This window comes from Thalassospira australica, assembly GCF_044790785.1.
GTDB classification, from domain to species: domain Bacteria; phylum Pseudomonadota; class Alphaproteobacteria; order Rhodospirillales; family Thalassospiraceae; genus Thalassospira; species Thalassospira australica_A.
Genome location: NZ_CP085258.1, coordinates 2075980 through 2100294, shown reverse-complemented (window position 1 = coordinate 2100294; position 24315 = coordinate 2075980). Strand labels below are relative to the sequence as shown.

22 protein-coding genes and 1 tRNA gene are annotated in these 24315 nt (G+C 51.7%); 10 read left to right on the top strand and 13 right to left on the bottom strand.

The window, feature by feature from the left end; translation table 11 throughout:
- Nucleotides 1–7: 7 nt before the first annotated feature.
- The 6 genes from LG297_RS10055 to LG297_RS10030 all read left to right on the top strand — a co-directional run bounded on the left by LG297_RS10055 (nucleotide 8) and on the right by LG297_RS10030 (nucleotide 6143).
- Nucleotides 8–1390 carry a sigma-54-dependent transcriptional regulator gene (locus LG297_RS10055; RefSeq protein ID WP_404426769.1) on the top strand — a complete coding sequence of 461 codons (1383 nt, stop codon included), beginning with the start codon at nucleotides 8–10 and terminating at the stop codon, nucleotides 1388–1390.
- 43 nt (nucleotides 1391–1433) lie between these two features.
- Nucleotides 1434–2813: a Trk system potassium transporter TrkA gene (trkA, locus tag LG297_RS10050; RefSeq protein ID WP_007089555.1), complete on the top strand. Its 1380-nt coding sequence runs from the start codon at nucleotides 1434–1436 to the stop codon at nucleotides 2811–2813.
- Nucleotides 2814–2876: 63 nt separating this feature from the next.
- Nucleotides 2877–3563 carry an HAD family hydrolase gene (locus tag LG297_RS10045; RefSeq protein WP_404426768.1) on the top strand — a complete coding sequence of 229 codons (687 nt, stop codon included), beginning with the start codon at nucleotides 2877–2879 and terminating at the stop codon, nucleotides 3561–3563.
- 121 nt (nucleotides 3564–3684) lie between these two features.
- Nucleotides 3685–3942 carry an RNA chaperone Hfq gene (gene hfq / locus LG297_RS10040; protein ID WP_007089557.1) on the top strand — a complete coding sequence of 86 codons (258 nt, stop codon included), beginning with the start codon at nucleotides 3685–3687 and terminating at the stop codon, nucleotides 3940–3942.
- Between the two features lie 7 nt (nucleotides 3943–3949).
- Nucleotides 3950–5281, top strand: a complete 1332-nt coding sequence (hflX, locus tag LG297_RS10035; protein WP_404426767.1) for a GTPase HflX — start codon at nucleotides 3950–3952, stop codon at nucleotides 5279–5281.
- Nucleotides 5282–5321: 40 nt separating this feature from the next.
- Nucleotides 5322–6143 (top strand): inositol monophosphatase family protein, encoded by an 822-nt coding sequence (locus LG297_RS10030; RefSeq protein ID WP_404426766.1) that lies wholly within the window; start codon nucleotides 5322–5324, stop codon nucleotides 6141–6143.
- 18 nt (nucleotides 6144–6161) lie between these two features.
- Here the strand turns inward: LG297_RS10030 and mazG are convergent, their stop codons facing one another.
- From mazG to ectA, 5 genes are all read right to left on the bottom strand, one after another.
- Nucleotides 6162–6986, bottom strand: coding sequence for a nucleoside triphosphate pyrophosphohydrolase (gene mazG, locus LG297_RS10025; RefSeq protein WP_404426765.1), 825 nt, complete (start codon nucleotides 6984–6986; stop codon nucleotides 6162–6164).
- A gap of 145 nt (nucleotides 6987–7131) precedes the next feature.
- Entirely contained in the window at nucleotides 7132–8631 is a 1500-nt protein-coding gene (locus tag LG297_RS10020) for an aspartate kinase (RefSeq protein ID WP_404426764.1), read from the bottom strand.
- An 89-nt stretch (nucleotides 8632–8720) separates the two neighbouring features.
- Nucleotides 8721–9122 (bottom strand): ectoine synthase, encoded by a 402-nt coding sequence (locus tag LG297_RS10015; protein ID WP_404426763.1) that lies wholly within the window; start codon nucleotides 9120–9122, stop codon nucleotides 8721–8723.
- A 65-nt stretch (nucleotides 9123–9187) separates the two neighbouring features.
- A complete protein-coding gene (ectB, locus tag LG297_RS10010; protein WP_404426762.1) occupies nucleotides 9188–10471 on the bottom strand; it encodes a diaminobutyrate--2-oxoglutarate transaminase in 1284 nt (427 codons plus the stop codon).
- A 114-nt stretch (nucleotides 10472–10585) separates the two neighbouring features.
- Nucleotides 10586–11134 (bottom strand): diaminobutyrate acetyltransferase, encoded by a 549-nt coding sequence (gene ectA / locus LG297_RS10005; protein ID WP_062948838.1) that lies wholly within the window; start codon nucleotides 11132–11134, stop codon nucleotides 10586–10588.
- A 317-nt stretch (nucleotides 11135–11451) separates the two neighbouring features.
- On the opposite strand from ectA, the gene LG297_RS10000 reads away from it, so the two are divergent.
- Nucleotides 11452–11955 carry a MarR family winged helix-turn-helix transcriptional regulator gene (locus tag LG297_RS10000; RefSeq protein WP_404426761.1) on the top strand — a complete coding sequence of 168 codons (504 nt, stop codon included), beginning with the start codon at nucleotides 11452–11454 and terminating at the stop codon, nucleotides 11953–11955.
- Between the two features lie 221 nt (nucleotides 11956–12176).
- On the opposite strand, the gene LG297_RS09995 is transcribed toward LG297_RS10000, so the two are convergent.
- The 8 genes from LG297_RS09995 to LG297_RS09960 all read right to left on the bottom strand — a co-directional run bounded on the left by LG297_RS09995 (nucleotide 12177) and on the right by LG297_RS09960 (nucleotide 20620).
- A complete protein-coding gene (locus tag LG297_RS09995; RefSeq protein ID WP_404426760.1) occupies nucleotides 12177–12950 on the bottom strand; it encodes an MBL fold metallo-hydrolase in 774 nt (257 codons plus the stop codon).
- Complete coding sequence (locus tag LG297_RS09990) at nucleotides 12950–13765, bottom strand: TatD family hydrolase (RefSeq protein ID WP_404426759.1); 816 nt, start codon at nucleotides 13763–13765, stop codon at nucleotides 12950–12952. Before LG297_RS09990 ends, LG297_RS09995 begins: the two co-directional genes overlap by 1 nt.
- A complete protein-coding gene (metG, locus tag LG297_RS09985) occupies nucleotides 13762–15327 on the bottom strand; it encodes a methionine--tRNA ligase (RefSeq protein WP_404426758.1) in 1566 nt (521 codons plus the stop codon). The genes LG297_RS09990 and metG overlap by 4 nt, the downstream gene beginning before the upstream one ends.
- Nucleotides 15328–15413: 86 nt before the next feature.
- Complete coding sequence (locus tag LG297_RS09980) at nucleotides 15414–16517, bottom strand: DNA polymerase III subunit delta' (RefSeq protein ID WP_404426757.1); 1104 nt, start codon at nucleotides 16515–16517, stop codon at nucleotides 15414–15416.
- Between the two features lie 3 nt (nucleotides 16518–16520).
- On the bottom strand, nucleotides 16521–17177 hold the full coding sequence (gene tmk, locus LG297_RS09975; protein WP_404426756.1) for a dTMP kinase: 657 nt from the start codon (nucleotides 17175–17177) through the stop codon (nucleotides 16521–16523).
- Nucleotides 17174–18346, bottom strand: a complete 1173-nt coding sequence (locus LG297_RS09970) for a D-alanyl-D-alanine carboxypeptidase family protein (protein WP_404426755.1) — start codon at nucleotides 18344–18346, stop codon at nucleotides 17174–17176. The genes tmk and LG297_RS09970 overlap by 4 nt, the downstream gene beginning before the upstream one ends.
- 149 nt (nucleotides 18347–18495) lie before the next feature.
- Nucleotides 18496–19563, bottom strand: coding sequence for a septal ring lytic transglycosylase RlpA family protein (locus LG297_RS09965; protein WP_404426754.1), 1068 nt, complete (start codon nucleotides 19561–19563; stop codon nucleotides 18496–18498).
- A gap of 49 nt (nucleotides 19564–19612) precedes the next feature.
- Nucleotides 19613–20620, bottom strand: a complete 1008-nt coding sequence (locus tag LG297_RS09960) for a lytic transglycosylase domain-containing protein (RefSeq protein WP_404426753.1) — start codon at nucleotides 20618–20620, stop codon at nucleotides 19613–19615.
- A 259-nt stretch (nucleotides 20621–20879) separates the two neighbouring features.
- Between LG297_RS09960 and LG297_RS09955 the strand changes: the two genes are divergently transcribed.
- The 3 genes from LG297_RS09955 (at nucleotide 20880) to LG297_RS09945 (ending at nucleotide 24263) form a co-directional block, all read left to right on the top strand.
- A tRNA-Ser gene (locus tag LG297_RS09955) sits at nucleotides 20880–20969 on the top strand.
- 214 nt (nucleotides 20970–21183) lie between these two features.
- Nucleotides 21184–23127: a methyl-accepting chemotaxis protein gene (locus tag LG297_RS09950; protein WP_404426752.1), complete on the top strand. Its 1944-nt coding sequence runs from the start codon at nucleotides 21184–21186 to the stop codon at nucleotides 23125–23127.
- A gap of 398 nt (nucleotides 23128–23525) precedes the next feature.
- Nucleotides 23526–24263, top strand: coding sequence for an ABC transporter ATP-binding protein (locus LG297_RS09945; RefSeq protein ID WP_404426751.1), 738 nt, complete (start codon nucleotides 23526–23528; stop codon nucleotides 24261–24263).
- The last annotated feature ends 52 nt before the right edge of the window (nucleotides 24264–24315 follow it).

Genomic DNA, 24315 nt, shown 5'->3' with positions numbered 1-24315 from the left:
TCACGACATGGCGCACGATATTCTGATCGTCGATGATGAAGAAGATATCCGGGCTTTGATCGCCGGAATTCTGGAAGACGAAGGACACAAAACCCGACAGGCAGGCTCGAGCCAGGAAGCTTTGTCCGAGGTTGCGGCTCGTCGGCCGAGTCTTGTGATCCTTGATATCTGGATGGATGAAAGCGATCACGACGGCATCGAAACGCTGAAGCTGATCAAGCGCGAACACAGCGAAGTACCGGTTGTCATGATTTCCGGGCACGGAAATATCGAAACCGCACTCGAAGCATCGCGAAACGGTGCGTATGATTTTATCGAAAAGCCGTTCAACACGGACCGTCTTTTGCTGGTGGTCGAACGGGCCATTGATGATGCGCGCCTGCGCCGTGAAAACCGCGAACTGACGATGCGGGCAGGGGGCGATACTGAACTTGTCGGCAGTTCGACAGTCATCAACGGGTTGCGTCAGGCGATTGACCGGGTTGCGCGTACCGGTAGCCGTATCCTGATTTCAGGTCCGGCCGGATCGGGTAAGGAAGTGGTTGCACGGTTAATTCACAAAAACTCCGCACGTGCCGATGCGCCGTTTGTTGTTCTGAATTGCGCAAATATTTCGCCCGAAACAATGGAAGAATCCCTTTTTGGTGCGGTTGCCGCAGCCAATCGCGAAGCCCGGACGGGTGTGCTTGAACTTGCACATGGCGGTACTCTGCTACTTGATGAAGTGGCTGATATGCCTTTGGAAACACAGGGGAAAATTGTTCGTGTCTTGCAGGAGCAGACCTTTGAACGTGTGGGTGGTTCCGTTCCGGTTAGCGTGGATGTCCGTGTTGTTGCCACGACTGCGCGTGATCTCGAAGAACGCATTGCCGAACAGCGTTTTCGTCAGGATTTATATTACCGCCTGAATGTTGTGCCTTTGCAGGTTCCGTCATTGCAGCAGCGTCGGGATGACATCCCGGATCTGGCTGAATGGTTTCTTGTCCGCTATGCCGAGGCAACCGGTTTGCCAAAACGCAAGCTGTCGGGCGAAGCATTGGCCGCATTGCATTCCTATGACTGGCCGGGCAACGTCCGCCAACTACGAAATGTGATCGAGCGCCTGATGATTATGGCGCCAGATGACAGTACGGATATTATCAGCGGGAAAATGCTTCCATCCGAGTTGTTTGAAGATGTGCCGGTATCTCTGAATTTTGATAAAACCAGCGAAATCATGGCTTTACCGTTACGTGAAGCCCGCGAGATGTTTGAAAAGGAATATCTGCAAACGCAGGTCGAACGTTTTGGCGGGAATATTTCCAAAACCGCGAGTTTTGTAGGTATGGAGCGTTCGGCCTTGCATCGTAAACTCAAAAGTCTGGGCGTAAACGGGGAGCGTGCGGATTAATCCGCCCCAAACGATTCGGAACTTTTGAACGGGAGACGAAACAATGAAGGTCATCATTTGCGGCGCCGGGCAGGTGGGGTTCCATATTGCCAAATATCTTGCTGCCGAAAACAATGATGTGACGGTTATCGACCAGTCGGAAGAGCTTGTTCGCAAGATTTCCGATACGCTGGAGGTCAAAGGTATCATCGGTTTCGGGTCGCATCCTGATGTATTGCAACAGGCTGGGGCAGACGAGGCCGACATGCTGATCGCTGTGACCTTTGCCGACGAAGTCAATATGACGGCCTGTCAGGTTGCGCATTCGCTTTTCAATGTGCCGACAAAAATCGCCCGTATTCGTAGCCAGACCTATCTGCAACCGGAATGGGCCAGCCTGTTTGGCCGGGAAAAGCTACCCATCGACGTTGTCATTTCCCCGGAAATGGAAGTTGCCCGGGCCGTTGCGCGCCGACTGCGCGCACCGGGAGCTTTTGATATGATCCCGTTTGCAGATGATAAGGTTAAAATCCTTGGTTTGCGATGCAACGAAGATTGTCCGGTGATCAACACGCCACTTCGGCAATTGCATCAGCTTTTCCCGGATCTGAATATTTCGATCCTGGGTATGATACGTAATGATAAACCGGTTTATCCCAAGGGCGATGATCAGATGCTGGCGGGGGATCTGGTTTATCTGGCTGTATCAAGCGATCAGGTAGATCGCGCCATGTCGGCCTTTGGCCACGAAGATCCGGAAGCAAGACGGATTGTGATATTCGGTGGCGGTAACATCGCCCTGTTTCTCGCCGAGGAAATCAACCAGAACTTCCCCGGTGTCACCACTCGTCTGATTGAGGCTGATCCGGAACGTGCCCGTTTCGTTGCGCAGAAGCTCCCCAAAAAAAGCGTGGTTCTGCGCGGGGATGTGCTTGATCCGGAATTGCTCGAAGAGGCCAATGTCGGCAATGCTGAGGCCGTTGTTGCACTTACCAATGATGACGAAACCAATATCCTGTCATCGCTTCTGGCGAAACGTTATGGCTGTCCGCGGGCACTGACCCTGATTAACAAAAGTACCTATACGTCGCTTGTGTCCGAACTTGGCATTGATGTTGTCATCAGCCCACGTATGACGACGGTTTCGACCATACTGCATCATGTGCGCCGAGGTCGAATTCGTGCAGTGCATAGTCTTTCGGAAGGATTTGGCGAGGTTCTGGAAGCCGAAGCGCTCGAAACCGCACCGATTGTTGGCAAGGCGATCAAGGATATCGCCATGCCGGCCGGGGTGGTTTTCGGAGCGATTCTGCGAGACGGCGAAGTCGTGATGCCGCGCGCAAATACCGTGATCGAAGCAAATGATCGTATCGTGGTTTTTGCCGGGTCCGAACAGATCAAGAAGGTAGAGAAAATGTTCGCAGTTCGGCTGGAATATTTCTAGAAAACCAATTCCTTACAACATTTCTCATACAAATTAATTTGATCGCGTCACCCGGATATTATCATGACAGACAAAATGCCATTACCGCCCAAGGCCGTCATTTTTGATTGGGACAATACGCTGGTTGATAGCTGGGAAACCATTCAGGCCGCGCTCAATCTGACATTTGATGATTTTGGCAAGGATCGTTGGGACTTGGTCGAGACGAAAACGCGCGTAGCACGTTCGTTACGTGACAGTTTCCCGACCCTGTTTGGCGAAGACCGCTGGGAAGAGGCCAAGGATCGGTTCTATGCCCATTTCAAGGCAATTCATCTGGAAACGCTTACACCATTGGCGGGTGCTCATGATCTTTTGTGCGCACTTCGCGATAGTGGTGCCTATCTTGGTGTGGTCAGCAACAAGAACGGGGATTTTTTGCGTTCGGAAGTTACCCATCTTGATTGGGGGCATTTTTTTGGTGGTGTCGTAGGTGCCACCGATGCCGAAAATGACAAACCGGCAGCTGATCCGGTCCATTTGGCAATGGGCGACTCTGCTGCGGCGCAATATGAGAATCTGTGGTTTGTAGGGGATAGCGTGGTCGATATTCAGTGCGCGCGCAATGTTGGCGCGACTGCGATACTGATTGGTGATGAAATTACCGGTCATGGCGATGCCACGAATTCCGCGACTCTTAGCCCGGATTGGCATTTCCCCGATTGCGATGCGCTCGTAAGGCTTGTAAAAAGCTTTGCGAAAGTCTTATAGTTCAATCAGGTCATAAAAATGGGGCCGGAGCCGTAACAGACCGAAAAGTCGTCGGTTCTGCATTTTTCCTTGACCGCCCGAAACGATAAAAACGCTCATAAAAGAAGGCTAGGTCTAACCAATGGCGGAAAAATCACAAAATGTTCAGGACGTATTCCTGAATTATTGCCGTAAAAACAAAACGCCGGTTACCGTGTTTCTGGTCAACGGAGTCAAATTGCAGGGCATCATTACCTGGTTTGACAATTTCTCTGTTTTGCTGCGGCGCGATGCTCACACCCAGCTCGTATACAAACATGCGATTTCGACGGTAATGCCGACGACGCCGATTAAACTGTTTGATCCGAGCCAGCCTGCAACGGACGAAGAAAATAGCTAACGAATCTTTGACTGCGGGGGCTAACGGCGACGATGACAGCCCCCGGGTCCTCGTTTTCCATCCGGAACTGAAACGTGCGGATCAAGCTGGATCCTGGCGCGACGCATCGTCGCGACTGGAAGAAGCCGTCAGCCTGACCGGCGCACTGGATTTTGAAGTAGTGGGCGCAGATGTTGTGCCCATTGCAAAAACACGCCCGGCCACTCTGTTCGGGACAGGTGTCGTTGAACGCCTTGGCGATCGGATCAAAGCCGAAGAAGCCGACATTGTCATGATCAATGGCCAGCTATCCCCGATCCAGCAACGTAATCTGGAACGGGAATGGAAATGCAAGGTCATTGACCGGACGGGCCTTATTCTCGAAATATTTGCTGATCGTGCGCGCACTCGTGAAGGGCGCCTGCAGGTTCAGCTGGCTTTGCTAAGCTATCAGAAGTCTCGCCTGGTTCGGACATGGACTCACCTTGAACGCCAGCGTGGCGGTCGTGGCTTCCTTGCCGGTCCGGGTGAACGTCAGATCGAGATCGACCGTCGTTTGATCGGTGATAAGCTGGCCAAACTGCGTCGCGAACTTGAAGAAGTCAAACGGACGCGTGAACTTCACCGCGAAGCACGTCGTCGGGTTCCTTATCCGATTGTTGCACTTGTTGGTTATACCAACGCAGGCAAGTCAACATTGTTCAACCAGTTGACCGTTTCTGATGTGTTTGCCGAGGACATGCTGTTTGCGACCTTGGACCCGACCATGCGTGGCCTTGAACTGCCAAGCGGTCGAAAAGTGATTCTGTCTGATACTGTCGGGTTCGTTTCGGATTTGCCGCACGATCTGGTTGCAGCGTTCAGGGCGACGCTTGAAGAAGTGCTGGAAGCCGATTTGATTGTGCATGTGCGTGATGCATCTTCGCATGAGGCCGAAGCACAGAAGCTGGACGTGCTTGAAGTTTTGAAGGCACTTGGTCTTCAGAAGGCAATCGACGGTGAAGAACTTGTCGAGGCGCTGAACAAATGCGATCAGCTTGGAGGCGAAGAACTGATCGCAGTGCAGGAATATTCGGCACGTAATGCCAATACGATTGCGATTTCGGCGATGAAGGGCACGAACTGTGATGCGTTGCTCGCACTGATCGAGGATCGTCTCACAGAGGACATGCCCGTTTTCGAACTGCTTGTTCCCTATTCGGATGGCAAGGCATTGGCACGCCTGTATGAGCAGGGGGAAGTGCTCAAGCGTCTGGAAGGTGATGATGGTATATCAATACAGGTCCGTATTGATGACAGCCGCGTCGGACGTTTCGAGGATTGGTGCGCAAAATCCGGGTTTGATCCGCATTTGATCTAAGATGTCTCTTGGACGACCCCAGACTGGAAAGGAACAAAGTGTGCTCAGCGTCGATATGGATAAGGTTACGGAGATTATCCGTGAAGTATCGGCCGAGGAGATCGCACCGCGGTTTGGCCAGTTGGGGAAAGACGATATCGATACCAAAACCCATGCAATGGATTTGGTAACGATTGCCGATACCGAGGCAGAACGCGTTCTTACAAAGCGGTTTTGCGACCTCTTGCCCGGTAGTGTTGCTCTTGGTGAAGAGGCAGCACATGCCGATCCAAAGTTGCCGGAACGTGTGTTTGGCGATGATGCGCCGATCTGGATCATCGACCCTGTCGATGGCACCAAGAATTTTGCTCATCATCGCCAACCGTTTCGATGCATGGTTGCGCTTTATCATGGTGGCGAAACGGTTGCGGCATGGATTATTGATCCGCTTGAAGGTTTCTCAACTGTGGCTGAAAAAGGGGCGGGAACATATCATAACGGTTCCCCTGTTCGTGTTCGGTCAAACATTCTGGCTGCAAAAGACGCAAAAGGTTTCCTGATCTCGTTTGCACGGGATCGCATTCGAAAATATTACGGCCATCTCGATTTCTTTGATGGAATTGCCCACTATTCTTGTTGCGGGGCAGAATATCAGGAGATTGCACAGGGCTTGTTCGACTTCTGTGCCTATCGAAATCTAAAGCCCTGGGACCATGCTCCGGGAACTTTGCTGGTGCGTGAAGCAGGCGGTGTTGCCAGATATATCACTGCCGCCGGATCAGATGAATATCACGCTAGTGGTAATGCGCCCGGGTTGCTGTGTGCATCTTCGCCGGAACTTTGGGCGGAAATGAACGAGCTTTTGCTGCCTCTATTCGGCTAGTTTCTGGTTTTTTGCCATTTAACCGGTATTATGCTCGGCCTTTTTCGCTTCATTCCATAGCATGTCCATTTCTTCCAGATCAGATTGGCTTGCACTTCGTCCATCGCGGGCCAGCTCGTTTTCGATAAAATGAAAACGTCGTGTGAATTTCACGTTCGCGCGACGCAGCGCGACCTCCGGGTCGACTCCCAGCTTCCGCGACAGATTGGCCATGACGAACAACATGTCACCAAGTTCGTCCTCAATCCGATCCTGATCGGGGTTTTCAGTCAGCTCGGCCTGCAACTCGCCGATTTCTTCATGCAGTTTATCAAAAACCTCGTTCATGGAAGGCCAGTCAAAGCCCACACGGGCAGCACGCTTTGTCAATTTTTCGGCTCGCATCAACGCGGGCAGGGCGCTTGCTACTCCGTCAAGGGCACTGTGGCGCTCGTTACCTTTTGTTTCTGCCTTTTGAGCCCGCTCCGCAGCCTTGATTTTTTCCCATGTCTGGTTGACGCCCTCCGTGGTTTTGGCATCGCCATCACCAAAGACATGCGGATGACGTTCAGTCATCTTTGATACAATGCTGTTCGCAACATCTTCAAAGGTGAAATGACCTTTTTCTGCTGCCATTTGCGAATGAAAAACAACCTGCAACAATAAATCGCCGAGTTCCTCGCGCAGTTCTTTCATATCGCCTTGGGCGATAGCATCGGCAACTTCATAAGCCTCCTCGATCGTGTAGGGGGCAATGGTCTCAAAATTTTGTTCCAGATCCCAGGGACAGCCACTATCCGGATCACGTAGTTTGGCCATGACATCCAGTAATTCGTTGATCGCCTTGCTGTTATGGTCAGTCATGTTTGGATCGTCCCGCATTTTCGTGTGACTTGTTTGTTCTGTCGTAACGCGGCGCGTCTCGTGTGGCAAGCTGTGGAATCAGACAAAAGAAAACCCGCCAGCATCATGCAAGCGGGTTTTGGATATCAGTCTTCGCCGATTATGATCAGGCTGCTGCAAGCTCTGACTGCTTGTCTTCGCCTTTATCGTCGGATTTGGCGCTTTTGCCTTCGATCAATCCACGATGCAGCGCCTTGATTGCCTTGTTGAAGTCGCCTTCGGCAACCACGAACTGAAGATCAACACGGCGGCTGGGATAGTGGCTTGCGACCAGTTCGATGCCGTCTGCATCCAGAATACCAACCGCGCGGGCAAACAGGCCCGGTTGATCGATATTGGCGCCGATCACAGACACAATCGCGACCTTGCGCGTTTTTACGCTGGCTTCGGGTTGCGCGGCTTCAATCTCGTCAACGCAACGACGGATCTGCTTAAGCGGGGCCGAGACATAATGCGTGATCGTATTGGCGTTCAGGTTCTTGGTTACGGTTGGCACCTTGAAGCGTTTCAAAACGCTGAGAATGGTCTCTTCGCCACCCGCAACGCCAACCATATCCTGATTGAATACCTCAATTTCGAATGCCGTCGGTACACCGGTAACAATTTCAACACGGCTGTCATCCGGATCCCAATGATCGTCGATGACCGTACCTGGATGTTCGGGTTCAAACGTATTGGCTATCCGAAGCGGAATGTCATTCTGACGCAGCCCCTTGGCCGCACGTGGGTGAATGGCTTCCATCCCCATGTTCGACAATTGATCGGCCACGTCATAGCTGGTGCGACCGATCGGACGCACGGCATCTTTGCCAACAATGCGCGGATCAGCACTCGAAAGGTGGAATTCCTTGTGAATGATCGCTTCACGTGCCTTCGTCAGGCAAGCGATACGCGAAAATGTCACTTCGCTGTAACCTCGGCCATAAATGCTCATCAAGCCTTCGCTGCACTGGGCGTACCCCGTTGCAATCGGCAACTGGCTTGGAATATCGATATCGGAAAATACCTTTTCGATACGTCCGTCGAGTGTCGATGCTTCCGGCTCGCGCCAGCCCGACAGGTCGGCAAAAACCGCATTCACACCCTTGGCACGCAGCAACAGCATCGTGTTGTGTGCGCTGTGTGATTCGCCGATTGCGCTTAGCATTTCGCGAACAGTCAGCAGGTGCTTTTCAAGTTTGAAATGCCCGAAACTGCACAGCCGGTGCAGGTCCATCAGGCAGCTGCGTGTTCCCTCTATACGTTCTTGAACAAATGCATTGGCTAGCTTGAGTTCAGGCGCATCACCAAAGATTTCTTCGTTAATCGCACACATCTTTTCAGAGACCTTGGTCAGGGCATCACCCCAGGCCCAATCGGTTTCCGAGCCGGCATAAAGCTGATAAACGCCAGCTTCACCGGTTTTCTTGTTTTCCAGCAACATGTCGGTAAAACCGCCATAGGCCGAAACCACAAAAACGCGGTTATAAAGTTCGTGATCGCTGCGGTTGCCGACCAGGATGTTATCCATTACGGCTGCGACCTGCGACATCGATGTTCCGCCGATCTTGTGAACGCTATGCCCAGCGTCCGTTTTTGCGACAGTCTTTTTCTGGGCTGAAAGCATGGTGCCTCCTTTGGGGGCGTTTCCTTGAAAAGTCTGTGTATTTAAAGTTTGGGGCGGACCGTGATGGCCGCCCCAAAAAAGCAAAAGCCCTAGCTGGCGAGTGCATCACCATTTAGCGGATAAACACCGTTTTCATCGTGGGTTTCACGCCCGTTAAGCGGCGGATTGAAGGCGCATGCAACCACCATATCCTCGGTGCCGCCACGCAGATAATGGCGATCATGCTTATTCAGGATGTAAACGGTGCCAGGCACGATCTTGTATTTCTTGCCGTCCGCTATGGTTTCGACTTCGCCATTACCAGAAATGCAATAGACGGTCTCGAAATGGTTAGCGTAGCAAATCTCGGTCTCGGTGCCGGCATAGATCGTGGTGATGTGGAACGAGAATCCCATGCCATCATCGGCAAGCGACAGACGGGTGCTTTCCCAGTTTTCGGCGACGATACGGCGACCGGATGCTTCACATTCTTTCAGTGTACGAACAATCATGCATAACTCTTTGATTTAATTTGAACTGTGGGGCAGGGCGACATCGTGATGTCGCCCCGATAAAATCATTCAGCAGCAGCCTTTGGCGCGACAATTTCCTTACCCATTGCCTTGGCGGTAGCCATTTCCAGAATATCAAGGCCGTGGGCCAGATCGTCCTTGGAAATGATTAAGGGCACAAGGCATTTGACGACTTCGTCTTCCGGGCCGCTGGTTTCGATAACCAGATTGTGCACGAAACATTCCTTCGTAACTTTGGATGCGACTTCACCGCTTTCAAAGCAAATGCCCTGCATCAGGCCGCGGCCTTTACGATAGATTTTTCCGTCGCCATAACGCTCGGCAATCTGTTCAAGACGCTTGCCCAGGAAATCAGCTTTATCATGGACTTCTGTCACGAACTTCTCGTCCGACCAGAAATGATCAAGTGCAGCAGTAGCAGTTACGAAAGCATGGTTATTGCCACGGAACGTCCCGTTATGTTCACCCGGATGCCAGACATCATATTCAGGCTTTATCAGAACAACAGCCAGTGGCAAGCCATAAGCCGACAGCGATTTCGACAGAGTCACCATGTCAGGCTTGATACCGGCCGGTTCAAAGCTGAAGAAAGTCCCGGTACGACCGCAACCTGCCTGAATGTCATCAACGATCAGCAGGATGTCATGCTTGCGGCAAACCTGTTCAAGTTTCTGCAACCAACCGAAATCAGCAGCATTCAGGCCACCTTCGCCCTGAACGGTTTCGACAATAACGGCGGCGGGCAGGGCAATGCCGCTCGAATTGTCACCAAGGACGCGGTCCAGATACTCGGTCGTGTCGGCACCGTCTCCCATGTAACCGTCGAACGGTACGGCGACCGCGTTATCAAGCGATACACCCGCTGCACCACGGTGATGTTCGTTACCCGTGATGGCAAGCGCGCCAAGCGTCACACCGTGGAAGCCGTTAGTGAATGAAATCACGGTTTCACGGCCTTTAACGCGGCGTGCAAGTTTAAGCGCTGCTTCAACGGCGTTTGTGCCTGTCGGGCCGGTGAACTGGATTTTGTAATCCATATTACGCGGTTTGAGGACTTTGCTTTCCATGGCTTCAAGGAAAGCTGCCTTGGCCTTGGTGTGCATGTCGAGGCCATGGGTAATGCCGTTCGACTTGATATAATCAATCAGTTTTTCCTGCAGTACTGGATGGTTATGGCCATAGTTCAAGCTGCCGGCGCCGGCAAGGAAGTCGAGATAGCGTTTACCGTCAGTATCGGTCAGCCAAGCACCGTCAGCCTTTTCAAAGGTAACGGGGAAGGAGCGGGCATAGCTCTGGACTTCCGACTCAAGACGATCAAATACAGTCATAATTCCCTCTTTTGATTGGGAAAATAAAAAATGGTCCTGCCATGCCAAACGTCCGGACGGGCCGGTTGTTCCAGTTAAATGGTATCAGGATGCAGGAAAATGTTGGTCAGGCAATCAGGCAGCGACGCGTGCCACATCGGCACGTTCGAATGGACCTATCTGCCAGAGTATTTCACTGGCGGCGGCACCGTCGAAGTGTGTTTCGCGTTCGAACAGAACCTTGCGCTTGACCTCTGTTTCGAGTTCGCGTGCAACAGAACGGAAAACTCCCTGTGACGGCGCATTTGACGACGTAATCGTCGTCTGCAGCTCGGTCACATTATGGCAGATCGGACGGTCCAGAATTTCGAGGATCATGGATTTCGCCAGCTTCAAGCCGCGTGCCTTAGGAGACACGGCAACCTGCCAGATGAACAGGCGTTCAGGGTTTTCGGGAACAATGTAGCCGGAAACGAAACCGGCAGGTTGACCATCAAGTTCTGCAATCACGCAGGTATCAGCAAAATGCGAACACTGCAGAAGATTGCAATAAACGGAATTTTCATCCAGCGGTTTGCATTCAGCAATCAGCTCATTGACTGCGGCACCGTCTACGGCCTTTGGTTTTCGGATCGTAAGATTGGCTTTGTGGCCGCGATTGCCGCTTGTGGTGGCAATTTTCATCGGTCTATCTGCCTCATTATTTCGATACGCGATCTTTCATGTCGCGACAAATATATAGAACATCGATATAAAAAGGTCAACATGGCCGACGTGACGAAATCGTGAAATGTTTTATCTATTTGATTTAAATCAATTAAAGTTCGATCCGCGTTTCCAATTTTAATCCATTGATTAAATAAAAATCGATCTTTGATCTAACGATATTCGATTGAATTATGCTTCGAATATCTATGGAAATAGTGCGGAAAACATTGCAGTCAGTCAGGTAGAAGGCTATTACTTTACGAAGTCAGAACAACAAATTCCGGAATTGCAGCATGGACAAGTTGCATGAAGCACTTATTTCAATTCGGCGAATCTTGCGGGCCAGTGATATCCACGCCAAAAAGCTTGGCAAGGTCACGGGGCTTAAGACATCCCAACTGATTGTCCTGCAATCCCTTGAAGAATTTGGGGAGATGACCGTCGGTGAAATTGCAGGCAAGGTCAATCTTGCCCAAGCATCGGCTACCGCGCTTGTTGATAGGCTTCAGGCCATGAATTTGGTGATGCGCGCACGTGGCAACTCGGACAAGCGCAAGGTATTCGTTCAGCTGACCGATCACGGCAGAAGTATCCTTGATCGTGCGCCTATGGCGCTGCATGACCGGTTTTCCGATAAATTCAAGGCACTGGACGAGTGGGAGCAAAGCTTTCTGATCGCGGCGCTGCAACGTGTTTCCGGGATGATGGATGCCAGCGACTACGATGTGGCCCCCTTGCTGGATCATGAAGTGATTGTAGAGAAGGGTGGTGGCGAGCCACCCAGATCGGCACATTAATCATCAAGCACTTTATGAAGCCGATGTAAGGTGATGAAATATCAAAAAATTAGACATCATTTCAGTGGTATGATCTGATGTTTCCAAAGGGTTGGAGTGCCCGCAACCCGAGTTTCGGGTAATGCATTAAAATCAAACATCAAATTATTTGTCATAATATATATTATAGAACTTTTTCATGTGTAGAACGCTGCACCCTGCGCAGTTAACTCATCCGCTCCTTAGTCCAGATTTATGACGAGACCATCATAAGCTGGCGCGACGTGATCTGGCGTATCGGCCATTGCCTCGTCATAATCAAACAGAATGCTCATATGGGTAAAGTAAGTCTGTTTGGGTTTGAACTCCGCAACCCATTCCAACGCCTTTTCAAGATGTGCGTGTGTGGCATGCGGTTTGTGGCGCAGACAGTCAACGACCCAGACATCCAGCCCGTACAGATGTTCACGGGATTCTTCAGGGAAATCGACAACATCCGTTGAATAGGCAAAATTGCCCACCTTGAAGCCCAGCGTCTCGCCATAGCCGTGATCCTGACGAAAAACGGTTATCGGGACCCCTGCTGCATCGAATGGCCCGGATATGACATGCGGGACCAGGACGGGCTTGTAGTAAAAATCAATGCCGTCGGCCAATGGCTCAAACACATAGGCAAAGCGATGGTCGATGTCCGAAATGGTTTCAGGTGCCGCATAGATATCAAGCGGACGATGCATCGCAACATTGATCCAGCGAAGTTCGTCTATGCCATGCACATGATCTGCATGCGCATGGGTAAACAGGACAGCATCAATATGGTTGATATCATGACGCAGTGCCTGCTCCCGAAAATCTGGCGTCACATCGACCAATATCTTCTTACCATTCTGCTCAATCAGGATCGAGCTTCTCAGGCGCCGATTCCTGGGGTTTTCCGGATTGCATTTTCCCCATCCCAAGCCAACAGATGGGACACCGTTTGATGATCCGCAGCCCAGAATGGTGATTTTCGTCACTATACCCCTGCCTCCGGCGACAGAAGATGATTCCGATCCGCCTTGGTAAACAGGGCAAAGAAATTATCCGTGGTCGCACGGGCTATTTCATTCGGGCTGACATCCTTGATTTGCGCCAGTTTTGCGGCAGTATGGGCAACATAACCTGGCTCGTTCGGTTTACCGCGTTTCGGGACTGGAGCCAGATAAGGTGCATCGGTTTCCACCAGCAAACGATCAAGCGGCACGTCGGCAACGGCCGCCTGAATTTCCTTGGCCGAGTTGAATGTGATAATGCCCGAGCAGGAAATATAGAAACCGATCTTAAGTGCCCGCTGTGCCAGTGCTGCCGAGCTCGAGAAACAGTGAATTACACCGGTAAACGGCCCCTTTTCATATTCGTCCTCAAGGATATCCATCGTGTCGTCATCTGCATCGCGCGTATGCACGATCAATGGCAGACCGGTTTCCCGGCAGGCCGCAATATGCGCGCGAAAGCTTTCACGCTGCGCTTCTCGTGGGGCATTATCATAGTAATAGTCCAAACCGCTTTCACCGATGCCGATAATCTTCGGATCAGACGCCATTTCAATCAGGCGATCAGGCGATGAAAGCCCCTCCTCGCCGGCCTCATGCGGATGAACACCGACTGTGCAATAAATATGATCTGCTTTGGCAGCAACAGCGCGGACATTTTCAAATGTCGAGAGCTTTACGCCAATACTGACCATCATGCCGACACCTGCATTTCGGGCACGCGCAATCGTGCCCGATAGATCATCGGAAAACTGGGGATAATCCAGATGGCAGTGGCTGTCGACAAGAGCGACATTCATGCCTTATCTCCTTCGTCTGCGGCCTCGACATAACGCGGGAAAACTCCTTCGGGTTTCGGCAGTTTGGTACCGGCGACCAAAGCGTGATCCGGTCCGAGTTTCTCAAAGCCGCGCTGATCTTCGGGCAAAACCAGTTGATCAAGGATTTTTGCAGCGGACGCAGGCATTAACGGTTGTACGAGAATGCCGACATGACGAATGACCTCTGCCAGAACATAAAGAACCGTTTCCATACGTGCCGGATCGGTCTTTTTCAGGCCCCAAGGTGCCATTTCATCGACATAACGGTTCGCATCCCCAACCAGTTCCCAGATCGCCTCGATCCCCTTGTGGAACGCCTGCGCGTCAAATAGCGGACGTATGGTATCCAGCATGCCATGCGCCTTGCCTAGAATGACCTGATCGGCATCGGTAAATTTACCGGCCGACGGCACGACAGCATCGCAGTTCTTGTGGATCATGGACAGAACGCGCTGGCACATATTGCCAAGGTCGTTGGCCAGTTCGCTGTTCATCCGGTTGACCATCGAACGGTGCGAAAAATCACCATCATTGCCAAACGGAACTTCGCGCAGCAGGAAATAACGGGTCTGATCCAGACCGTATTGATCGGTCAGATCGTAGGGATCAATCACATTGCCTAGCGATTTCGAGATTTTCTGCCCCTCATTGGTCCACCAGCCATGTGCAAAGACTCTTTTCGGCGGTGTAATACCGGCTGCCAAAAGGAATGCTGGCCAATAAACAGCGTGGAAACGAAGGATATCCTTTCCAACCATATGCAGATCTGCAGGCCAGAACTTTTCGAGCTTGGCCGGATCGCCATCGGGATAACCGATAGCGGTCAGATAGTTGGTCAGCGCATCAAGCCAGACATACATGACATGATCTTCGTCGCCCGGTACCGGCACGCCCCACTTGAAACTGGTACGCGATACCGACAAATCATGCATGCCACCCTTTACAAAGCTGATCACTTCATTGCGGCGAGACTGCGGGGCGATGAAATCGGGGTTGTCGTCATAGAATTTCAACAGACGATCCCCCCAGGCCGACAGCTTGAAGAAATAGCTTGGCTCGGAAACCCACTCGACGGGGGCACCGGTTGGTGCAACCTTTTCCCCATCCTTTTCAATCAGTTCCTTTTCGCCGTAAAACGCTTCATCGCGAACAGAATACCAACCGTCGTAAGAGCCAAGATAAATCTCGCCCTTTTTAAACAGTGTATCCCAAAGTGCCTGACAGGCTTTCTTATGACGTTCTTCGGTCGTGCGAATGAAATCGTCATTCGAGTAATTCATATGCACGGCAAGATCGCGGAAATTCTGCGAAACCTGATCGGTAAAGGTTTGCGGATCGATGCCTTTGGCCGTGGCCGATTTATCGACCTTCTGACCGTGTTCATCGGTGCCGGTCAGGAACATCACATCATAACCGTCCAGGCGCTTGAAGCGGGCCAGCACATCGCAGGCAAGCGTAGTATAGGCATGACCTATATGTGGCTTGTCATTGACGTAATAGATCGGTGTTGTGATGTAATAGGGCTGTTTGTGCCCGGTCATGATCGCAAATCCTTCGCGCAAGTCGTGAAACAAAACGGCCCGAAATGGGCCGTTATGGTCATAATTCCGGTTGATTGGTGCTTTTTTCAGTTTCGCATGGTTTCTTCAAGCATGAAGAATGCATTGAGCAAAGCCTGTTTGCGATCAAGATGCAAACCACGCGTGGCACTCATCAGTTCGCTGATCTTTTCCCACACCTCAATCCATTGATCAAGCGGTTGCGCAGCGGCCATGCGCTGCATTGCGGGCAATTCCCCCTCAATCACTTCACGTGGCACCTGCCCTGTTGCTGCAAAGCGGATCAGACGCCCAAGCCACCAGTGCAGAAGATCCGTCACCGTAGCAAAGGCGGCGTCGCGATCCGCCGGGGAAAACCGTTCGGCAAATTTATGCTGTGCCAGCACGTCAGCATCCGGCAATGCCGCAAGCAGACGGACCATTTCGGTATAAAATTCAAGCCCGCCAACATCGTACAGTTGCAACGCCCGGCCAATACTGCCTTCTGCAAGGCCGGACAATGCATCACGATCATCAAGATCAAGCTCCGGGCAATAACGCCCCAGAAGCTCGACCACCTGATGGTCCTCAAGGACACCCAAGTTAAGGCGACGGCACCGCGACCGGATTGTCGGCAAAAGTTTGCCGGGTTGATGCGCAACCAGGATCATCATCGCGTTCGCAGGCGGTTCTTCAAGAACCTTTAGGATCGCGTTGGCCGCGTTCCGGTTCAATTCGTCGGCAGCATCCACGATGACAATCCGCCAGCCGCCTTCGGCAGCGGTTTTTGACATGAAATTGCCAACCGTACGAACGCTATCAACGGTAATTTCACCCTGAAGGCGTTTTTTCTTTTCGTCATACTGGCGTTCAATGACCTTGAGGTCTCCGTGCCCGCCCCCGGCAATTCGACGAAATACGGGGTTTTCAGGATCAACATGCAATCCTTCAGGTGCATCACCAAACAACCCGCCGCCCTGCTCATTACCGCCAGAAAGAACGAAACGTGCCATACGATAGGCGAGTGTCGCCTTGCCAACCCCGCGAGGTCCACACAGCAGCCATGCATGATGCATGCGTTTACTGTTCCATGCATCCAGAATGGTCTTTTCTGCTTCTTCGTGACCCACGAAATGATCGTTGCGGCGAGGTGTCGGGAATGCCCCGTCTTCTTCGAGATTGTCGACGGCCATGGCTCAGGCCCCCTGCGCGAATAATCGGTCGGAAACAGCTGCAATCACGCGTTTGAAAATCACGTCGATTTCACCATCCGCATCAATGATTTTGCAGCGTTCAGGATTATGTCTGGCGATCTCGAGAAAGCCGTCGCGAAGACGCTGATGAAAATCTGTTCCCATACGCTCAAAACGATCCTCGGCGGCACTGACATTGGCAAAACGCGCCCCTGCCCGTTTCAAACCCACTTCAACAGGAAGATCGAAAATCAGCGTCAGGTCCGGTTTGAAGTCACCAATCGCAATTTGCCAGAGATTGCGGATGTAATCCGGCCCCAGACCATGACCAAAGCCCTGATAGGCAACAGAAGAGTCCGCGAATCGATCACACAAGACGACTTTTCCAGCCGCAAGTGCCGGACGAATGGTTCGTTCGACGTGATCGCGACGCGATGCAAACATCAAAAGCGCTTCTGTCACGGCATCCCAGCGTCCCGGATCACCGGTCAGCAACAGATTCCTGATTTCTTCGGCTCCCGGTGACCCACCGGGTTCTCGTGTGACGACAACATCGTGCCCACGGAGGCCAAACCACTCTTTAAGTCGGCGTATCTGGGTTGTTTTGCCGCTGCCTTCACCGCCTTCAAAGCTGATGAATAAACCAGGCATCGCGTTCAACCGTTTGCTCCCCACAGCAGATATTTGATTGCAGCACCGATACGCCCGATAAAGCCAAGGCGCCCGACTTCGGATGCAGCATAAAGCGGGAATTCACGTGGCTCATTATCGGGGATTTCTACTTTGAGGGTTGCAACCTGCTGACCTGCGGTAACGGGTGCAGGAATCGGGCCTTCATAAACTACAGAGACCTTCATATCGTCGCGATTGGTACGCGGCAGAGTCAAAAGGATATCCTGATTGGTTACCAGATCGACTTTCGCCTCAGACCCCAGCCAGACATTCGCGCTGCTTACGACTTCATCGGCGTCAAACAGGTCATAGTTATCAAATTCGCGAAAACCCCAATCCAGAAGTTTCTGGGATTCCGTACGACGTTCCCTTACAGAGCCAAGACCATTAACAACAAGAATAAGACGACGCCCATCGCGCTCGGCGGTTGCCGTCAAACCATATCCTGCCGTTTCGGTATGACCGGTTTTCATGCCATCAACGCCGGCACTGGTGCCCAGAAGCGGGTTACGGTTCGGTTGGCGAATGCCGTTATAGGTGAATTCTTTCACCGCATAGAGTTTATAAAGCTCGGGAAACTTCCGGATGGTGTCGCGTGCAAGAATTGCCAGATCGTGAGCCGTAACCACGTGGCCTTCAGCAGGCCAACCCGTTGCATTTTTGAATACCGATTTGGTCATTCCGATTTCACGTGCCTCTGCAGTCATTTCATCGGCAAAGGCTTCTTCTGTACCGGCCAGACCTTCGGCGACGACGATCGCGGCATCGTTACCTGATTGAACAATAATCCCATGCAGCAGGTCATCGACCGAAACGTCGGAATTTACCTCGACAAACATTTTCGATCCACCCTTGCGCCAGGCCTTCTCACTAACGTGGAATGTATCCTCAAGGGAAAGGCTGCCATCCTTAATCCGGTCAAACAGCAAATGAACTGTCATCATCTTGGTCATGGAAGCCGGTTCTGTCAAAGCATCGCCATTCTTGCTCAACAATACTGCGCCAGTATCGAAATCCATCAGATAGGCTTCGCGCGCGGTTGTTTCGAGCGCTAATGCGCTGGTCAGGGATATCGTCATGACAGAGCCGAATATCGCGGCCCCGGCCACTAACCGGTTCAGTTTGCTCTTGAACGGAATTGGCGGCATCAAACTCATAACGTCCTAACCTTGTTCTTTAAATTAACTGTCCTGCCGCCCGTTGCACAGGCGGATGAAGATCGGTCTCTATGTCGCAAATCCGGCAAAATTGTGCAATCGCTACGACTTTTCTCCAAATTCCGAATTATCAGAACCGGATACAAATCTTAGCAACCGGAAACGCTGTTTTGCAAAGCTCCGTCAGCACACTCTACAACGACTTTCGCACCATTCTGGCCGGTCGCAATCACCCGTTCGAGCAGAATGTCCGCTTCGGGAACGGTGTTCAACGGTCCAAGCCGAACGCGATAAAAGGTTGTCCCTTTAACATCAACCGGTTCTATCTTGCTTGGGGCCATGTCATATAGCCGGTTCCGAAGGTTAAGTGCATTGTCGTAAACCGAAAATGCGCCGGCCTGCACATAGATAGAAGAAGGTGAAACCGGTTCCATCTGAACAACCGCAGTTTCTTCGACTGTGCCATCAAGGGGGGACTGCGTTACAGCCTGTGTTGAGGCGCCAGCTTCAGTTGGCGGTGTCCTTTTGATGGTTGATTTTGTGGGCTCTCCACTGTCGGTGATCGGCCCGTCATTATCCAGACGAACGGTTTCGACCGTATCCCGCGGTGCTGCGGAAACGGTTTGCTGTTCGGCAACGGTTACGGCTGGTGCGGCCTTGCCCTGGGCGATGGCTGCCATCTGACGGCTTTCATCTTCGATGACTTCAACCAGAACCTTGGCTGTTCCTTTTTGCTCGAACCCAAGCAACTGGGCGGCACGCCGCGACATATCAATGATACGGCTATGCGCAAATGGTCCGCGATCGTTAATCCGAACCTTCAGGGAACGACCATTTTCCAGATTGGTTACGCGCACCACACTTGGCATCGGAAGCGTACGATGCGCAGCGGATACTTCGTACTGATCAAATATCTCGCCGTTCGCGGTTTTCTTGCCATGAAATTTGGGACCATACCAGGAAGCAATCCCGGTTTCCTTGTACTCATAGTCGGCCGCCGGGTAATACCACTGCCCCGCAATCTCGTATGGGTTCCCCACTTTATAGGAACCAATTTGTACAGGTTGCTGCTGCGCACCGCCAATACGTTTGACCCCATGGACCGCAAGCTGCGTTTCAGCACAACCGGCCAATAAAACGGTAATGGCAAGTGCACCAGCAGCCCAACGCCCTTTGTTCCAGCCCTGCATCAGCGCCTTGCGCGCGTTTCTCGGCATTCAGTTGTCCTCGTCCAGATATTTATCCGCATTTGATCAGGCAAATCAGTTAACGACCAGCAATCGCATCGGCAAGTGTACCAACAGCAATTGCGAAATAGGTCGACCGGTTCCAATGCATGATGGTGTGGAAATTGTTATAAACCATATAAGCTGGTCCGGCACCGTCATTTACAATGACAATTGAAGCATCCATGTCGGCTGCCGGAAGGCTGGAACCGTCAGGCATGCGAACACCAAGTTTCTGCCACTCACTAATCGGCTTGCGAATTTCGCGTCCGGTAACTGATTTATCCAGATCGTCGGGAATACTGACTTTGCGTCCCCAGCGTTCATCAGTTTTCCAGCCGACCGTTGAAAGATAGTTTGCAGCGGATGCAAATACGTCTTCCTTGGCCCCCCAAAGATCGATCTTTCCGTCGTTGTTCCCGTCACGGGCATAGTTCAGGAAGGTGGAAGGCATAAATTGCGCCTGCCCCATGGCCCCGGCCCACGACCCTTCCATATTGTCAGCAGCAATGTGGCCAGCATCGATGATTTTAAGTGCATTGATCAGCTCGGTCCGGAAATATTCCGCGCGACGCCCTTCAAATGCAAGGGTTGCAAGCGAATCAATTACGGAATATCCGCCGGTATGACGCCCAAAACCGGTTTCAATACCCCAGAATGCAGTCAGGTAATGGCCCGGGACACCGTATTCTTTTGCTGCGGCATCAATAATCGCACGGTTTTCCACATATTTGCGTCGCCCCTCGTCAATACGGGATTGTGGCACTACGCGCTGGAGGTATTGCTCGAAGGTCAGTTTAAATTCCGGCTGGCTGCGATCATACTCAATCACTTTCGGGATTGGTTGCGTATTGGCAAAAGCAATATCCAGTGTCTTCTGGGAAATGCCTTGCGACGCCGCATCTTCTTTGAAATCAACCAGCCACGTATCGAAGCCGTCTGTCGTGAACGCAGGCAAGTCATCGGTGTTGGTCTGGGCCGCAGCCGGTGAAACGGTTACCAGCATGCCGATAATTGACGCTACAGTTCCGATGGTCCGAAATTTCATTTTGCTCGCCTCGTCCCGATTTGACTTGAAGTTTCAGGGCTGCTTGTTTGCTGAAACCATTCACTTTGGCCGCCCCCCTTAGGGCCTGCACATATTGCTGATACCGCCTGACACGTTAAGACTTGTTAAATGTCTACTCTCCATCGGGCTTTTATATCTGTTGGCAGCAGAATTTTGGCCGAGAGGAAACTGACATATTGACAGCTTCTCGATGGCAATTTATTGAGGGCGCGCACGGCGATAAACGCCACCACAATGCGGAGAGATGGCAGAGTGGTTGAATGCACCGGTCTTGAAAACCGGCGTGCCTTTACGGGTACCCAGGGTTCGAATCCCTGTCTCTCCGCCATTTTCCCTTTTATAATCAGTGTTTGAATAGTCGCGACATCCGCAATATTTGTATGCGCTCGCAATCATTTGACGGCGTTCAATCACAGGCTGCATGAGCCGTGGTCAATACACGTATTTTCCCATTTCATCAGATGCTTACGGCCACTTGTAACCGGATTACATGATACCAAACTGATAAAGTCAGGGATCATAGTATCACCGGAGAAAACCTGATGTCGCTGAACATTGGCAGCCGTATTCTACTGGCTGCGGCGTTGATTGTTGTGACGACATTCGTTGCATTCATCCTGTATTTCGATTTCCAGCAACGAACTGCAATTCAGGAATCACTACAATCAAAACTGGCCGAAACCGGATCGCTGGCGACTGCGGGGATTGCCAACTGGCTCGACGGTCGCAAGCTACTGGTTGAAAGCCTTGGTCAAAATATTGCCCAAAACAATGATAGCGACAGCGTGAAGGGGCTGGTCAGTCGCCCTGCCCTTGCCAATACATTCATGTTCTCATATTTCGGCAGCGCATCGGGCGAAATGCTGATGTTCCCGTCAGATGAATTGCCCGACGACTATGACCCGCGCAAACGGCCGTGGTATTCGGATGCGGTTGCTACGGGCGGCAGCACTCTTACCGAACCATATACCGATGCATCAACCGGCAAACTGATCGTAACGGCAACTGCACCGGTGTCCGATGCGGGTAAAATTCTTGGTGTTGTTGGTGGCGATATTGACATCACCACTTTGGGTGAACTTGTACGCAGTGTCGATCTTGGCGGCATCGGCTATGGTTTTCTGGTTAATGAGCAGGGTACCGTTCTGATCCATCCAGATGCGAACTTTACACTGCAACCGATGGCAGAAGCCTTTCCCGAGAGCACACCGACCGTTCGCGTCGGGATGGATGATATCCTTAATGGCAACGGTGACCTGATATTCACCTTTTTCAAGGTCGAAGGCCTGCCTGCAGTAAACTGGTATCTCGGTTTTGCCATTGATCGTGATATTGCCTATGCCTCGCTTGGTAATTTCCGTCAGACAGCAATCATCACAGCCATCATCGCGGTTCTTGCCATTATGAGTTTGATGGGGATTTTGGTGCGTCAATGGGTTTCTGGCCCGGTTCTGAGCATGACAGATGCAATGACGCGCCTTGCGAGCGGAGACCGTCAGGTGGAGGTTCCGGGGAGCGAGCTCAAGGATGAAATCGGTTCGATGGCAGCAGCAGTGCTGGTGTTCAAGAACAACGCGGTAGAGATGGAGCGCCTCGCCCGAGAAAACGAGGAATCGGCAAAGCAAGTGGCGAAAGAGCGCAGACGTGCTCTGAATCAGATGGCTGACAGCTTTGAGCAAAATGTTCTTTCAATTGTTGAAACGGTTGCCCATGCGTCGGAACAAACCCAGCATGTTGCGAAGCAACTTACCGCCAGCGCCGAAGAATCCAATGCACGTGCTGCTGCGGTATCCGAGGCTGCTGCACAAACGACTGAAAGCGTGCAAACCGTAGCGGCTGCAACCGAAGAACTTTCGGCAGCAATTCGCGAGATTGGCGCACAGGTTACCCAGTCAATCCAGGTTGCAGGCATGGCTGTGGATGGGGTTAACAACACCAGTCAGACAGTCACGGAACTTGCCGATGCAGCAGAACGGATCGGTAAGGTGGTCGGCCTGATCCAGGATATTGCAGGCCAGACTAACCTGCTGGCCCTGAACGCTACCATCGAGGCCGCGAGAGCCGGCGATGCGGGCAAAGGATTTGCCGTTGTCGCAGGAGAAGTCAAGTCACTTGCCAATCAGACAGACAAGGCTACCGGTGATATCCAAACCCAAGTCGACGGCATTCAATCTTCTTCTGCCCGCTCTGTAACCGAGATCAGGGACATTACCACAACAATCGGGCGGATTAACGAATTCTGCAACGCGATCGCTGCTGCTGTCGAGCAACAGGGGGCTGCGACACAAGAAATAGCCGACAGCGTTCAACGTGCCGCATCCGGTACACAGGATGTTTCCCGCAATGTATCGGCTGTTTCTGATGCATCGACCATGGTCAGTGACGAGGCACGGGCTCTTTTACAATCGTCAAATGAAATGCAGGCCCTTGCCGGAAAACTGCGTCAGGAAGTGATTGGGTTCCTGAAAACTGTTCGCGACAATTAATTCGGTTTTTATCTGCCACATAAATGCTCGATGTTCCGGGTAGCCTCGAAAAGTGCAGAATCATTCAGCAAATTGCTGAATGATTCGTTGCTTTCTGGGGTATCAGGATTTTTTATTGCGTAAAAACACTTAGCGCAGCAGTATATTTGCCAAGCTTTCCAAGCCCCGTCCAAATATAATGCGGAGACAACCGTTTTCTTCATATAACTGCAAAAAATCAGTAGAATTACGGTGCCCGGACAGGCAATTATTCAGGGGAAGAATGTGATTCGGATCGTCCAAAGGGGTGAAGCATCGGTCTGATGCGGATCGGACAGTCCAAAACAACAAGAACTTTAAACAGGGGACTCTGTAATCTCGATATGAGCACAAACATACCCGCCTTAAAGGTCGAAGGGATGTTCAAAAGCTTTGGGGAGCATGAAGTCCTCAAAGGTATTGATCTGACTGCGAATACCGGAGACGTGATTTCAATCATCGGATCGTCCGGTTCTGGCAAAAGTACCTTTTTGCGTTGCATCAACCTTCTTGAAACACCGAATGCCGGTGCCGTGCATGTGCATGGAGAATTGATAAGAATGCGCGCACTAAAAGATGGAAGTCAGGAACCGGCCGACAAAAAACAGCTCCAACGCATTCGCACCAAGTTGGCCATGGTCTTTCAAAGCTTCAATCTTTGGAGCCACCTGACCATTCTGGAAAATGTGATCGAAGCACCGGTGCATGTTCTTGGCATTCCGAAAAAAGAAGCCATCGAACGGGCCGATGCGCTGCTTCACAAAGTGGGTATGTATGAACGCCGTGACTATTATCCCGGCCACATTTCCGGCGGGCAGCAGCAACGTGCTGCGATTGCCCGTGCCTTGGCAATCGAACCGGAAGTTCTACTGTTTGATGAACCGACATCCGCCCTTGACCCTGAACTTGTAGGGGAAGTTCTGCGCGTTATGACCGATCTTGCCGAAGAAGGCCGCACCATGCTGGTCGTAACCCACGAGATGAGCTTCGCCAAAGGGGTATCAAGCCACGTCATGTTCCTCCATCAGGGGCTGGTCGAAGAGTTTGGAAACCCGAAAGAGGTATTCGAAAATCCAAAATCAGAACGCATGAAGCAATTCCTTCAGCGTGATTTCTGATCTGGAAGGGCTGGTTCCAAGAAAGAACCGACCGACAAGAACAGTGTCGATA

Excerpts from the sequence above, each read along its gene's own strand:
- LG297_RS10055 (WP_404426769.1), top strand. The coding sequence starts at position 8 with ATGGCGCACGATATTCTGATCGTCGATGATGAAGAAGATATCCGGGCT.
- trkA (WP_007089555.1), top strand. The coding sequence starts at position 1,434 with ATGAAGGTCATCATTTGCGGCGCCGGGCAGGTGGGGTTCCATATTGCC.
- LG297_RS10045 (WP_404426768.1), top strand. The coding sequence starts at position 2,877 with ATGACAGACAAAATGCCATTACCGCCCAAGGCCGTCATTTTTGATTGG.
- hfq (WP_007089557.1), top strand. The coding sequence starts at position 3,685 with ATGGCGGAAAAATCACAAAATGTTCAGGACGTATTCCTGAATTATTGC.
- mazG (WP_404426765.1), bottom strand. The coding sequence starts at position 6,986 with ATGACTGACCATAACAGCAAGGCGATCAACGAATTACTGGATGTCATG.
- LG297_RS10020 (WP_404426764.1), bottom strand. The coding sequence starts at position 8,631 with ATGCTTTCAGCCCAGAAAAAGACTGTCGCAAAAACGGACGCTGGGCAT.
- LG297_RS10015 (WP_404426763.1), bottom strand. The coding sequence starts at position 9,122 with ATGATTGTTCGTACACTGAAAGAATGTGAAGCATCCGGTCGCCGTATC.
- ectB (WP_404426762.1), bottom strand. The coding sequence starts at position 10,471 with ATGACTGTATTTGATCGTCTTGAGTCGGAAGTCCAGAGCTATGCCCGC.
- ectA (WP_062948838.1), bottom strand. The coding sequence starts at position 11,134 with ATGAAAATTGCCACCACAAGCGGCAATCGCGGCCACAAAGCCAATCTT.
- LG297_RS10000 (WP_404426761.1), top strand. The coding sequence starts at position 11,452 with ATGGACAAGTTGCATGAAGCACTTATTTCAATTCGGCGAATCTTGCGG.
- LG297_RS09990 (WP_404426759.1), bottom strand. The coding sequence starts at position 13,765 with ATGAATGTCGCTCTTGTCGACAGCCACTGCCATCTGGATTATCCCCAG.
- metG (WP_404426758.1), bottom strand. The coding sequence starts at position 15,327 with ATGACCGGGCACAAACAGCCCTATTACATCACAACACCGATCTATTAC.
- LG297_RS09980 (WP_404426757.1), bottom strand. The coding sequence starts at position 16,517 with ATGGCCGTCGACAATCTCGAAGAAGACGGGGCATTCCCGACACCTCGC.
- LG297_RS09970 (WP_404426755.1), bottom strand. The coding sequence starts at position 18,346 with ATGAGTTTGATGCCGCCAATTCCGTTCAAGAGCAAACTGAACCGGTTA.
- LG297_RS09965 (WP_404426754.1), bottom strand. The coding sequence starts at position 19,563 with ATGCCGAGAAACGCGCGCAAGGCGCTGATGCAGGGCTGGAACAAAGGG.
- LG297_RS09960 (WP_404426753.1), bottom strand. The coding sequence starts at position 20,620 with ATGAAATTTCGGACCATCGGAACTGTAGCGTCAATTATCGGCATGCTG.
- LG297_RS09950 (WP_404426752.1), top strand. The coding sequence starts at position 21,184 with ATGTCGCTGAACATTGGCAGCCGTATTCTACTGGCTGCGGCGTTGATT.
- LG297_RS09945 (WP_404426751.1), top strand. The coding sequence starts at position 23,526 with ATGTTCAAAAGCTTTGGGGAGCATGAAGTCCTCAAAGGTATTGATCTG.